The organism is Arthrobacter sp. 2MCAF14 (genome assembly GCF_052115645.1).
In the GTDB taxonomy this organism is placed as follows: Bacteria; Actinomycetota; Actinomycetes; order Actinomycetales; family Micrococcaceae; genus Arthrobacter.
Genome location: NZ_JBFRHB010000031.1, coordinates 16,667 through 29,133, shown reverse-complemented (window position 1 = coordinate 29,133; position 12,467 = coordinate 16,667). Strand labels below are relative to the sequence as shown.

General features: G+C 64.8%; 10 protein-coding genes. 5 read left to right on the top strand and 5 right to left on the bottom strand.

Going from position 1 to position 12,467, the window contains the following annotated elements; genetic code table 11:
* The first annotated feature begins 68 nt into the window (after positions 1 to 68).
* Together AB4074_RS18690 and AB4074_RS18685 are read left to right on the top strand one after the other, a co-directional pair.
* A complete protein-coding gene (locus AB4074_RS18690) occupies positions 69 to 1,070 on the top strand; it encodes an Lrp/AsnC family transcriptional regulator (RefSeq protein WP_441414727.1) in 1,002 nt (333 codons plus the stop codon).
* A gap of 272 nt (positions 1,071 to 1,342) precedes the next feature.
* Positions 1,343 to 4,138: an aminotransferase class I/II-fold pyridoxal phosphate-dependent enzyme gene (locus AB4074_RS18685; RefSeq protein ID WP_441414753.1), complete on the top strand. Its 2,796-nt coding sequence runs from the start codon at positions 1,343 to 1,345 to the stop codon at positions 4,136 to 4,138.
* Between the two features lie 50 nt (positions 4,139 to 4,188).
* Here AB4074_RS18685 and AB4074_RS18680 read toward each other — a convergent pair whose 3' ends face one another.
* From AB4074_RS18680 to AB4074_RS18660, 5 genes are all read right to left on the bottom strand, one after another.
* The gene (locus AB4074_RS18680; RefSeq protein ID WP_441414726.1) at positions 4,189 to 4,581 is read right to left on the bottom strand and encodes a DUF1304 domain-containing protein; all 393 of its coding nucleotides are present in this window, start codon (positions 4,579 to 4,581) and stop codon (positions 4,189 to 4,191) included.
* 46 nt (positions 4,582 to 4,627) lie between these two features.
* Positions 4,628 to 5,488 (bottom strand): class II fructose-bisphosphate aldolase, encoded by an 861-nt coding sequence (locus AB4074_RS18675; RefSeq protein WP_441414725.1) that lies wholly within the window; start codon positions 5,486 to 5,488, stop codon positions 4,628 to 4,630.
* Positions 5,488 to 6,954 carry a GntP family transporter gene (locus tag AB4074_RS18670; protein ID WP_441414724.1) on the bottom strand — a complete coding sequence of 489 codons (1,467 nt, stop codon included), beginning with the start codon at positions 6,952 to 6,954 and terminating at the stop codon, positions 5,488 to 5,490. Before AB4074_RS18670 ends, AB4074_RS18675 begins: the two co-directional genes overlap by 1 nt.
* Before the next feature lie 101 nt (positions 6,955 to 7,055).
* Positions 7,056 to 7,955 (bottom strand): NAD(P)-dependent oxidoreductase, encoded by a 900-nt coding sequence (locus AB4074_RS18665; protein WP_441414723.1) that lies wholly within the window; start codon positions 7,953 to 7,955, stop codon positions 7,056 to 7,058.
* 21 nt (positions 7,956 to 7,976) lie between these two features.
* Positions 7,977 to 9,464: a four-carbon acid sugar kinase family protein gene (locus AB4074_RS18660; RefSeq protein ID WP_441414722.1), complete on the bottom strand. Its 1,488-nt coding sequence runs from the start codon at positions 9,462 to 9,464 to the stop codon at positions 7,977 to 7,979.
* 119 nt (positions 9,465 to 9,583) lie between these two features.
* Here AB4074_RS18660 and AB4074_RS18655 point away from each other — a divergent pair, with 119 nt between their 5' ends.
* The 3 genes from AB4074_RS18655 to AB4074_RS18645 all read left to right on the top strand — a co-directional run bounded on the left by AB4074_RS18655 (position 9,584) and on the right by AB4074_RS18645 (position 12,409).
* On the top strand, positions 9,584 to 10,402 hold the full coding sequence (locus tag AB4074_RS18655) for an alpha/beta fold hydrolase (RefSeq protein ID WP_441414721.1): 819 nt from the start codon (positions 9,584 to 9,586) through the stop codon (positions 10,400 to 10,402).
* Positions 10,403 to 10,430: 28 nt separating this feature from the next.
* Complete coding sequence (locus AB4074_RS18650; protein WP_441414720.1) at positions 10,431 to 11,132, top strand: FadR/GntR family transcriptional regulator; 702 nt, start codon at positions 10,431 to 10,433, stop codon at positions 11,130 to 11,132.
* 275 nt (positions 11,133 to 11,407) lie between these two features.
* Positions 11,408 to 12,409 carry an SIS domain-containing protein gene (locus AB4074_RS18645; protein WP_441414719.1) on the top strand — a complete coding sequence of 334 codons (1,002 nt, stop codon included), beginning with the start codon at positions 11,408 to 11,410 and terminating at the stop codon, positions 12,407 to 12,409.
* Positions 12,410 to 12,467: the final 58 nt, after the last annotated feature.

Here is a 12,467-nt window from a genome sequence, read left to right as displayed (position 1 = left end):
CGCCGTCTACACTGGCTAGGAATTTGTTTGAAATCCTCTGAGAAGCGTGAAATTTGAAGGAATCGGCCATGATCTCCGAAATTGACCTCGAAATCGTCAATGCGCTACAGATCAATCCCCGTGCCGACTGGAGCCGCGTTGGGGATGTCCTGGGTTTGTCCGGGCCTACCGTCGCGCGCCGCTGGAGCTCCCTTGCCGAGCAGGGATTGGCGTGGATCACCCCGGCCCCGGGTCCGCGCTATCTGAGTGCTGGCTGGTCGGCGTTCATCAGCCTCTCTTCACTTCCGAGCCAGAACGAAGCCCTGGTCCAAAAGCTGTGCGCGGAGCCGGCATTCGGCACGGTTTCGCTGGTGTCCGGCTCGCACGACCTCTTCGTGGACTGCTTCGCCTCCAGCCACGAAGAGCTCATGGACATCGTCACCGGCTCGTTCGCAGGCCTCCCCGGAGTGACCCACCGGGAGGTCGTTTTCGTCACCAAGCTGTACCGGCAGGCCTCCGACTGGCGCAGCGGCACCCTGGAACCGGCGCGGGCCCGGCTCCTGTCGGCAGAACCCCTGCCCGCCCCGACCGCCTACTCTCCCGACCGGCTGGATGCGTCCCTCCTGGAGGAACTGGCGAAGGACGGGCGGGCCAGTTGGGCGGAACTGGGGGCCGCCTGCGGGGTCTCTCCCCAAACGGCACGACGGCGGGTGGAGCGGTTCCTCGCGTCCGGCTACATGACGCTGAGGTGCGATACGTCCGTTTCCGCCCAACAAGGACTAAGGGAAGTGAGCCTGATCCTCAACGTGCCCGCCCGCCATGTTGACGCCGTCGGGCGCTACTTCGCGGCCCTGCCGAACTGCAGGCTCAGCGCCCAGGTTCTGGGTGCCCAGAATCTGCTCGTGACACTTTGGGTCCGCGACTACCTGGAGGTCCAGGGCCACGAGCGCGAACTGGCGGAGCGCGCGCCGCGGAGCGCCGTGATCTCCCGGCAAGCCGTGGTGCGAAACTACAAACGCCTCGGGCACGTGTTGGACGAGTCCGGACGCAGCCGGAGCGTCGTCCCCTTGCCGCTGTGGCGTGAAGGGTAGCTGCCGGCCCACTCCGACGCTCGCTCACCAATGACGCCAAATCCCCGAACGCTCGCTCACATATGACCGGAAAGGCCGCATCCCATCTGGACACCCAGACGGCAACCAGAAATTTGCCGTGCGCCGCGACGGCTCGCGGCGTTTAGTAGAGAGTGCTATCAATCCATGACAAAGGAGTCATCGTGGCACGCGCCGATTTCGCGACAGTGCAGTCAGCCCCAATTCCCATCGCTCCGGCTGCCCTTGCCGGCGGCGCATCGCTTGGCCTCGGTTTGGCGGCAAGGCCAAACCCCGACGACGACTCCGGGTCCGGCGGCGAGGTCCCCAGCAGCGCCTGGCGGGTGCGCGCCGACGCCTGGGAATTCCTTGGCTACGCCGTCAAACAGCTCTCTGCCGCCGCCCGGCCCCTCGCGGGCGCCCGCCGACCGCGGGAACTTCCGCGGGATGTCCGAAGGTTGTTGCCGCTGCTGGAATCCCTCGAAATGTATTGGGCGTCGCCGGGGCAGCAATATGTCATGGAATTGCGGCGAATCCTGGAGGCTGGAGAATACCCCGAGGCGCTAAGCCTCATCGAACCGGTCGCGCGACGCGTTGCCGGCCACAACCAGCACGCCCAGGAACCCTCAGCGGACTCTGAACGCGAAACGGACAGGATTGAAGAACCCGCCGATGCGCGGAAGCGGTTCGAGGTCCTCGTGATCGATGACGTCTCCAACGTGGACCGTGAGGACCTTCAAGCGGAGCTGCTCAGCCAGCGGCGCCCCGCGGACGCCTTCAACTACGAGCTCGTGTTCGTGCCAAGCTTCGAGGACGCCATCGTGGCTGTCCTGCTCAACCCCGACATCCAGGCGTGTGTGCTGCGGCCGGGATTTGTCCCCAACAGCAGGCAACGCCTGAGCCGGGATGTGCGCAGCTTCCTGGACAGGTTCTTGGGGAAGTCGCTCCCCGAGCGACCCTTGGACCGCATCCTGAGCTTGGCGGAGAAGCTGGGGCAACTCCGCCCCGAACTTGATCTCTACCTGGTGGCGGGAGTGGGGATCGAAGAACTCGCCGGTTCCTTGACCCGCCAATTCCGCCGGATTTTCCGCCGCCAGGATGGGCCGGAACTCCACTTGTCCTTGCTGGCCGGCATCGCGGAACGATATGAGGCGCCGTTCTTCCGCGCGGTCCAGCAATACAGCCGCAAACCCGCCGGTGTTTTCCATGCCTTGCCGGTGTCCAGGGGCGGATCGGTGATCCATTCCAAGTGGATCAACGATCTGGGCGAGTTCTATGGCCTCAACCTGCTTCTGGCAGAAACCTCGGCCACGTCCGGCGGGCTCGATTCGCTCTTGGATCCGCATGGCTCCCTCAAACAGGCCCAGAAGCTGGCGGCCCGGGCATTCGGTGCCCAAAAATCGCTCTTTGTCACCAACGGAACGTCGACGGCCAACAAGATCGTGCACCAGTCGATCCTGGCTCCCGGCGATGTGGTCCTGGTCGACCGGAACTGCCACAAATCGCACCACTACGCCCTCATGCTGGCCGGAGCGCAGGTTTCATATTTGGACGCCTACCCGTTGAACGATTTCTCCTTCTATGGCGCCGTTCCCTTGGAAAGCATCAAACGGATGTTGCTGGATTACCGTCGGGCGGGCAGGCTCCACGAGGTCAAGATGCTTGCACTCACGAACTGCACCTTCGACGGAATTGTGTACGACGTCGAACGAGTGATGGAGGAGTGTCTCGCCATCAAGCCGGACCTGGTGTTCCTGTGGGACGAGGCCTGGTTCGCGTTCGCGGGATTCCACCATATCTACCGCCGTCGCACGGCCATGGCTTCGGCCCGTTCACTCGAAAAGTCCTTCGCCGATCCGGCCTACGCCCGGCGCCACGCCGAGCAATTGCGGGAGCTTGCGGCAGCGGACGGGGCGGCGGACGGCCAAGCGGGCGGCGAGCCCGACGACGGCGGCCCGGGTTCCGGCGTCGGGCACGTCAGCGATGAGCTGATCCTGAAGACGCGGCTGGTGCCCGATCCGGCGAAGGCCCGTCTGAGGGTCTACTCAACGCAGTCGACGCACAAGACCCTGACGTCGCTCCGGCAGGGGTCCATGATTCACATCCATGACCAGGACTTCGGCCAGTTGAACGAGGAGAGCTTCCGGGAGGCGTACATGACGCACACCTCCACGTCCCCCAACTACCAGATCCTGGCTTCCTTGGACATGGGACGGCGGCAGGTTGAGTTCGAAGGCTACGAACTCGTGCAACGGCAGGCAGATCTCGCGGTCAGCATCGCCCAGGCCGTGGCGAGGCATCCCTTGCTGAAGAAGTACTTCCGCGTCCTCGGCACCACGGACCTCATCCCTGCGCAGTATCGCGAAACGAGCCGGCAGATGCCGCTCCGCGACGGGCTGGCGGCCATGTCGGAAGCCTGGGAGCGGGACGAATTCGTTGTTGATCCGAGCCGTTTGACCCTGCACATCGGCCTCACCGGCGTGGACGGCGATACCTTCAAGCACGACTACCTGATGGACAAGTACGGGATCCAGGTCAACAAGACGTCAAGGAACAGCGTTCTCTTCATGACCAACATCGGCACCTCGCGGAGTGCCGTTGCCTACCTCGTCGAGGTCCTGGTCAAGCTGGCCGAGACCTTTGAAGACGAGCGTTCCGGCCTAAGTGGCCTGGGCCAGCGGGCCCGCTGTGCGCGTGTCGCGGCGCTGACCAGCACGCCGCCGCCCTTGCCGGACTTCAGCCGCTTCGCCGAACGATTCCGCAAGGACGCGGACACGCCCGACGGCAACATGCGCGCGGCCTACTTCGAGAGCTACAAGGCCGGATCCTGCGAATACTTCACTGCGGCCGAACTTGCGCGAAGGGTCACCGCGGGCGAGGAAATGGTGTCTGCCTCCTTCGTCACCCCCTACCCGCCGGGCTTCCCGGTCCTGGTTCCCGGGCAGGTGATCACCGAGGAAATCCTGGCCTTCATGGCGGCACTGGACACGCGGGAAATCCACGGCTTCAATCCGGAACTGGGGTTCAGGGTTTTGACGGGTGAGCTAGCGTCACGCCAAAAGCCCGCATAAGTGAGCGAGCGACGGGCTTGGACGGCACATACGTGAGCGAGGGTTCCGCTTTAGCCGAGCGCCACGGCCAGGATGCCGAGCACGACGGCGAGTAGCGGCGTCGTGCCCTGAAAAACCGCGGGGCGGAGGTACTTTTTGCCGCTCAAGGCAAGCACGATTGCCGCCAGCAGCATGGAGCCGCACGAACTGAAGACGAGGGTCCAGCCCACCTGCGGATGACCAAGCGCGACAACGACGACCCCGGCGACCGCCCCGACCGCAAGGAAGAGGTTGTAGAAACCCTGGTTGTACGCCAGGGGCTTGGTGGTTTCGGCGTCGGACTGGGAAGCGACGCTGAAGCGCTTCCACGTGGCCGGGCGGGTCCAGGTGATGGACTCCATGCTGAAGATGTAGACGTGCAACAAGCCGGCAACGACGGCGAAAATCAGGGAGGCTACGATCATGTGCTGATCGTAGCCTCCTGCGTCGCGGCCGCCCCGCGAGCCGCGCCTAGCTACTGAGCATGTCCAGTGTTGCTCCGGCGAATGTCGAGGCGGAGGAACTCCAGCGCCCCAGCAGCCCCTGGAGGTTCTCGCCGTCGGCCCGGTGCGCGGTGGTCTCGGCCTCGAGTGTGGCAAGAATGCCGGTGCGGAGCTCGGTGTTGAAGTTGACCTTTCCCACGCGCATGGATGTGGCCTTGACGAGGTCCGCCGCCGGGATACCCGACGCGCCATGGAGCACGAGCGGAAGCTCCGTGCGCGAGGAAATGTCCTCCAGCACGTCCCAGTGCAGCTTGGGCTCGCCGGTGTAACGGCCATGCGCATTCCCCACGGCTACGGCCAAAAGATCGGCGCCGGTCCGGGAGACGAAGTCCTGCACCTGGCCAGGATCCGTCAGGCCTGCAGGATGGACGCCCGCCGAGGCACCGAAAGCCTTGTCCTCGTCGCCAGCCAGCCCGCCGAGTTCCGCTTCAATGACGACGTCGGAGGCGCCTTGGGCGCCCAAGACCTCACGTACCGAGCGGACCAGGGCGATGTTCTCCTCGAACGGGAGGGACGAACCGTCGGCCAGGACGGCGTCGGCGCCGGCCGCCACCGAATCACGAATGACAGCCAGCTCCGAGGCATGGTCCAGCTCAACCGAGACCGGCACGCTGGCGCCGTCGGCCAGGGCGCGCAGCGCCGTAATCAGCCGCAGTCCGCTCAGAGTGCCGGCCGTTTTCGGCGCGACCAGCAGGATGATCCCGCGGCCTGACTCCTCAGCTGCTGCCACCACGGCCAGCGCAGTGGTGAAGTCGTAGCAGGTGAAGGCCGGGACCGCTGCCCCTCGCTCCAGTGCGGACCCTACAAGATCGTCAAGGCGTGCACGCATCAGTGGGCCAGGCCTCCCACCAGGATCCAGGCGACATAGCTGAGCAGGAAGCCGGCGATGCCCAGGATGGTCGTGAGCACGGTCCAGGTCTTGAGCCCGTCGGACACCGTGAGGCCGTAGTAGCGCACCACCACCCAGAAGCCGGCGTCGGTCACGTGGGACAGACCCAGGCCGCCGAAGCCGATCGCGATCACGATGACGGCGATCTGCGCAGGGGTGTAGCCGCCGTGGGCGACGGCAGCCGAGAGGAGGCCTGTGGTGGTGACGATCGCAACCGTGGCCGAACCCTGCGCGGCACGCAATGCCAGGGAGATGATGAAGCCGAGCAGGATGATCGGCACGCCCAGGGAATCCAGCGTCTGGGACAGTGCCGCGCCGATGCCGGAGACCTGCAGGACGCCGCCGAACACGCCGCCGGCAGCTACAACCATCAGGATCGATGCGATGGGAGGCAACGCGCCTTCGAAGATCTCGCCGGTTTCCTTGAGCGACCACTGGCGGCGGACTGCCAGCAGGAAGAATGCGAACGCAACGGCCACCAGCAAGGCGAAGAACGGGTTGCCCAGGAAAGATGCGACCCCGTACCAGTAGTCCTTCTTGTTGATCAGGAGGGTACCGGCCGTGCCGAGCAGGATCTGGACGATCGGGGCAGCGATGAGGAACATGATCAGGCCCGGACGCGGCGGGGCGACTGCGCTGGCACCGGGACCGTCGTGGCCCACCCGCACGAGGGAATCGGAGCCGAATTCTTCAATCTGGTCACGGACACCCGGAAGCAGTTCGTAGTCCTTGCGGTTCATGATGCTGGCGACCCAGTAGGACAGGAAACCCAGCGGTACGCAGATAATCAGTGAAATCATCGCGATGAGTCCGATGTCGGCACCCATGACGCCTGCCCCGGCAACAATGCCCGGGTGGGGAGGAACCGCGACGTGGATGGAGAGCATGATGCCGGCCATGGGAAGGCCGAACTTGATGGGGTGCAGCTTGGCGATCTTCGCGAACGCGTAGACGATCGGCACCAGGACGATGACGCCCACTTCGAAGAACACCGGGATCGCAACGAGGAAGCCGACGGCGGTTAGCGCCACGGCGACTCGCTTGGCACCGAGCTTCGCTGTGAAGTGGTTGGCAAGCGACTGTACGCCACCGGACACTTCGATCATCCGGCCCAGCACGGCGCCGAGGGCAATCAGCAGTGCGACCTTGCCCATGGTTCCGCCCACGCCGTTGGCCACAACAGTGAAGACGTCCGCCAAGGGGATCTGCGCGGCGACGGCAACCAGGATGCTCACGGCCAGCAATGCCACGAAGGCCTGGATCTTGAAGCGGATGATCATCAGCAGCAAGAGTGCGACGCCGGCAACGGCGATGGTCAGCAGCAGCGGGGTCCCAAGGTCCACGGCCGGCTTGATGGCAGGGGCATCAGCTGCCCGGACCGCCAAGGTATTGATGAGGGGATTCATCGGGGGTGTCTCCTTTGACAGAGCCGGCCTCGACTCGAGGCCGGCAAGAGAGGCGACGACGGCGGAGGGGGGACCGCCGTCGTCGCACGTTGTGCGAGGGGTTAGTTGGTACGCCTGGTGGGCGCGACGACCTTGATGACGGCGGAGTCGTCGGCGGCGGCGAGGCCCTGGGCCTGGCCGAGGAGGTAGAGCTGTTCGGCAGCGGCGGCAACCGGTGCGGCCAGGCCGGCGGCGCGCGTGGCCTTGCCGACGATGCCCATGTCCTTGACGAAGATGTCCAAACGGCTCAGGACCTCGGCGCCTTCCTCGTTGTATGCCTCGAGGATGCGGGGGCCGCGGTTGGACAGCATGAACGAGCCGGCGGCACCTGCCTCCAGGGCCGCGAGGGTCTTCGCCTGGTCGAGTCCGAGGGCGTCCGCGAGTGCCATGGCCTCGGCGGCAGCGGCGATGTGCACGCCGCACAGCAGCTGGTTGACAGTCTTGAGTGCCTGGCCGTCGCCGGGCTTGTCGCCCACGATGCTTAGCGTGGAGGCCAGCAGTTCCAGGGCGGGTCGGGCCTTTTCCTGGGCAGCCGGCGTCGCGCCCACCACGATCAGAAGATCGCCTTCGCCGGCACGCTTGGGGCCTCCGGAAAGGGGTGCGTCCACGAGTTCGACGCCGTACTCGGCCAGGCGCGCCACGGTGGCTGGAATGGCTTCGGTACCGACCGTGCTGCCGAGGATCACGACGGCGCCCGCCTTGAGTACCGAGGCAACACCGTTCTCGCCGAAGAGGACCTCGTCGAGCTGTTCGCCGTTGCGCACGGCAAGGAGCAGGGCGTCGGCGCCTTCGGAGGCTTCACGCGCCGAAGCGAAGGTGCGGATCCCGGCGTCGGCAGCGAGCTTCAGCCGCGGTTCGGCGATGTCGAAGCCGTGGACGGTGAGCTGGGTTGCCAGGCGGGTGGCCATCGGCAGGCCCATGGCGCCCAGGCCGAGGACGGCGACGGTGTAGTTGCTGGTCATGGTGTTCTCCATTGAATTTGGTTAGAAAGTGTTGCTGAGCTTGCGCGTGACTTGCGCCAGGGATTCGTCGTCACCCACGTTGCCGGCGAAGACGATGTACGGAATGCCCTTCGCAGGTCCGTCCACCGGCTCCCACAGCGAGACGATGCCGGGCAGCATGGGGCCTCGGACGATCGCGTGGCGGATTTCCAGGCCGTGCGCCGCCACGTCCGAGGACGTGATGCCGCCCTTGGCGATGACGAAGCGCGGCGGGAAGGTCTTGAGCGTCCGGTTCACGATCGCGACGACGGCGGCAGAGACGGTGCGGGCAATCTTCAGGCTCGCCGCGGCGTCGTCGGACTTGATGAGCAGGCGGCTCGTGTGGACGATGACGTCTCCGTTGTGGAGGGCGTCGACGACGGCGGCGACCATTTCGTCGAGGTAGGCCTCCGCGCCGCTAGCGAGAAGCTTCTCGACGTCGATCTCGATGATGCGGGCAGCGCTGTGCTGGGCGGTCAGGACGTTGAGCTGGCGCGTGGTGAGGCCGACGTGCGAGCCAACGACGATCAAGCCACCGGCTGTCGAGGGAGTGTTGCCTTCGTAGGCCTCCTCGCCGCTAAGTGCCTCGCGGATTTCCTGGCCGATGCGGCCGCGGACGAAGGGCGGGCCCACGCGGTAGAGCAGCTTCTTGCCGCGGCGTTCGGCTTCTTCCAGTCCAAGGGCCAGCGCGCGGAAATCGTTCTCGGTGACGATGTCCACGACGATGGGCGTGGAGTTCGTGGCAGGTTCGATGGCGTCGGCGATGGCCTTGGCGGAAATTGAAGGGTCCTGTGCCGAGGCGCCGGCGCGGATAATGTTCAGGTCGAGGACGATCACGTCGCTGGCCGGGAAGCGGCCCTGCGACTTCTCGTCTACATATTTGGCCAGCTCGGAATTGGCGAAGCCGAAGCTCGCATCCTTGGCGAACTCGGTCTCGGCAACCGGGGTGAGCTTGCCGGCGTCGTGCCCGGTACCGCGCATGTAGTGCACGCCGCCGATGGTGACGCGACCGGCGTCGGGAAACGCCGGGACCATCACGACGCCGTCTGTCGCTTCGCCGGTCACGTCGGCAATCGTGGCTGCAATGACGTCCGGTTCCAGCGGGTAGTGGCCGCGGAGGGTGGAGTCGGAGCGGCTGACGAACCCCAAGCGCACATCGTCGCCCGCTGCGGCAAGGGCGTTGCGCACGATTTCCTCGTTGCGGGCAGCGGCCTCAACCGGGTCCAGGCTGCGTGTGTTGGTCAGCACGTAGACCGCGGGTTGGGACCGGCTTTCCGCAATGTGAGCGAACGCCCATTCGAAATCGACAACCTCCCAGCGGGTGAGTACCGGCAGGTTGGCCACTGATTGGGTGCCTGTTGGGTCGTCGTCGAGGACTACCAGGACGCGAGGCGAGGCTGCGGAAGACGCCGCTACGGCGTCGGCAACCAGCTGAGCGGGGATCTGGACTTCAGCCGGGAAGGCGGCCAGAACATCGGCTTCAAGGGTCACTATGCACTCCATCGTGGTTTCGAAAGTAAATGTAAGATGTCAGACATATAATATTTGAATGCTAGTGTGACACACCCTCTTTCGGCTGTGCAAGTGTCAGTCGTCACTATGCTTGGCGCATGCTTCAAGAGCCTCCCGCCGTCGCGGCACTACACGTGGACATGCGCCTTCCAACGGCCGCCGCTAGCACGGACATTCCGTCCCAGCCTCCCGTCCTCTTGCTGCACGGCTGGGCCTCCACATCCGCCTATTGGGAGCCACTCGCCACCGAATTGCTCGACGGCGGGCGGACCGTCTGGATCGTCGATTTGCCCGGGTATCACGGCGGGGATGTATTGCCTCCGGACTTCCAGTGGACCCTGGAATCAGCGGCCGATTCCGTCGCTGCCGTTGCTGCCCGGAACGCGTCGCCGGTCCACATTGCGGGCCACTCAATGGGCGGCAGCGTGGCGCTGACGTTAGCGGCCGCGAATCCGGAGCTAGTGGCGAGCGTGGCCTTGATCGGCATGGTCCCGGCTCCGCCGAACGAAGTCTTCAGATCGATGCTCGAGTCCCAACTACGGCAAGGCTTCATTGACGACGCGACGCGCGCCAAGTGCATGAAGGCCTGGTTCGGGGCGTTGTCCCCGGAGGACCATCGCTTGTTGAGCCGAGGATTTGAACTGCCTTTCGAGGTCCTCGGCCCCAGCGGCCTCGCGGCGATGGCCGGGGTGGCTGCGGACGTCCCCGAAAAGGTGACGGCACCGACGCTGGTGATTGCCGGCGTCGGGGACCGACTACGTTCGCCGGAGCAGGCGCAAGCCTTCGTGGCAGCCAGTCCGCTGCGGAGGCTCGTGGCAATCCCCGACGCCGGGCATAGCGTCCATTGGGAGCAACCACATGCTTGCGCCCTCGCGCTCGGCGCGTTTTGGAACGAAAGCCGGCAACCGCCAGCGTAAGATGTCAGACATCTAGGAACGGAGCACCATGGCACGCAAGTCGCTGGTCGGCGTCGTCGCTGACGAGCTGCTGGACCGCATCGTCGCGGGCGAATTTCCGCCGGGCACAGTGGTTCCCGGCGAACTCGAGTTGAGCGCAAAGCACGAAGTCAGCCGCATGACCGTCCGCGAGGCCATGAAGACCCTCGAGGCCCAGCGAATCCTCAGCGTGGAGCGCGGCCGGGGAACGTTCGTCAACCCTCTGAACCGCTGGGCATCCCTCGAAGCTGTGTTGCGTGCGGCTTCCGAAGGAAAGAACGACGCAGCAGCGTCCGTCCAACTCATCGAGCTGCGCCGCATGCTCGAGACCGGCGCCTGCGAACTCGCCGCTTCACGGATCTCCCCCGAAGAAATCGACCAGCTTCAGGTTCATGTGTCCGCCATGCAGAAGGCCCACGATTCCAACGATGTGGGCGCCTTCGTCGAGGCGGACCTGGGCTTCCACGACGTCATCCTCCATGCCTCCGGCAACGTCTTCGTCGCCGTGCTCTTCGAACCCCTGCACCGCGTCCTGGAAACCCGGCGCACCCAGACCTCGAAAATCCCCGATATCCAGCGGCACGCGATCGGACATCACCGGGCCATTCTGAAAGCCCTCGAAGCCGGCGACTCCCCCCGTGCCCGTGAGGCCATGGACGCACACATGCAGCAGACCCTCGACGATCTCAGGACGTACGTCCTGGAGGCCTAGCCCCCGGCTCCCCCCTGGGACGCTCGCTCACATATGCGGGCCAATCCATGGACCCTCGCTCACGTATATCGGCCGCGCCGCCAACGCTCGCTCACCTATAGGAGCCGCGCCGCCTCACGCCCCATCGCATTCCGCCCGCCGGCTCCCGACAATCGGTGAGTGACGGCTTCGCGCTGCTCCGGTTGACCCCCTTGCCGCCTCCGCCCACTTTGTGTCAGACTTGAGACTCAATTGGTACCGGTATCAATCGGTATCACAATGCCGAGAGGGAAAGAATGCTGGACTTCAACGAAGACGAGTTTTTCAACAAGGCGAGCAGTACTGTGGCACTGCGTCCGCAGATCGAGGACCTGGTGGAAAGAATCCAGGCCGAGGGGTATGAGAACATCTACTTCATCGGGGCCGGTGGCACCTACGCCGCGGTGCTTCAATATGAGCGGTTCTTCCAGACGCGCTCCGCTTTCCCTGCGCGCGCGGTGATAGGCAAGGAGTTCATGCTCTCCCCGGACCCCGGATTTGGGGGGAAGTCAGTAGCGATCTTCGCCTCCGTCTCCGGGACCACGGAGGACATCATCGAGGTGATCGAGTTCGCCCGCGGGAAGGGTGCGCTGACCGTCGGCCTTACCGGTTACCCGGAGAGTCCTTTTGCGGCAGGCGTTGACGTTGCCTTGGTTTCCGAGCCGAAAGCGTGGCCTTTTGATGTGCAGCTCCTGCTGTTCTCGGCGGCCTTCCTCTCGGCGCGGGGCGAATTCGCCGGCTATGAGAAACTCGCCATCGAGCTGAAGTCTCTGCCCGCTGCCCTGGTTGAAGTCGCCAAGAGTGCTGACGGTGTCGGCCAGGCTTTCGCCGAAGCCCACGCCGACACCGACTACCACTTCCTGGTAGGTTCAGGGAATCTGTGGGGGTTCACCTACCTCTACTCGATGTGCATACTCGAGGAGATGCAGTGGCTGCGCACCACGCGAGTCCATGCAGCCGAGTTCTTCCACGGTTCGCTCGAACTTATTGAGAAGGACACCAGCCTGCTCCTCTTCGTCGGTGAGGACGAAACTCGTCCCCTGATGGACCGGGTGAAAGCATTTGCCGAGCAATACAGCAACGATGTCACGGTCATCGATACACGCGCTTACGCCCTCCCGGGCATCAGCGAGGAATTCAGAGGCTTGCTGTCGCCGATCGTCGCGGACACGGTCGTTGACCGGTTCAGCAAGCACCTGGCCCGGGCACGTGACCACTCGCTGGACCTGCGGCGCTACTACCGCGTGGTGGAGTACTAACCGATCAGTCGTCTCGGACGGCTCTCGCAGGCTTGACTCGAGGGCTCTGAATAAGTGG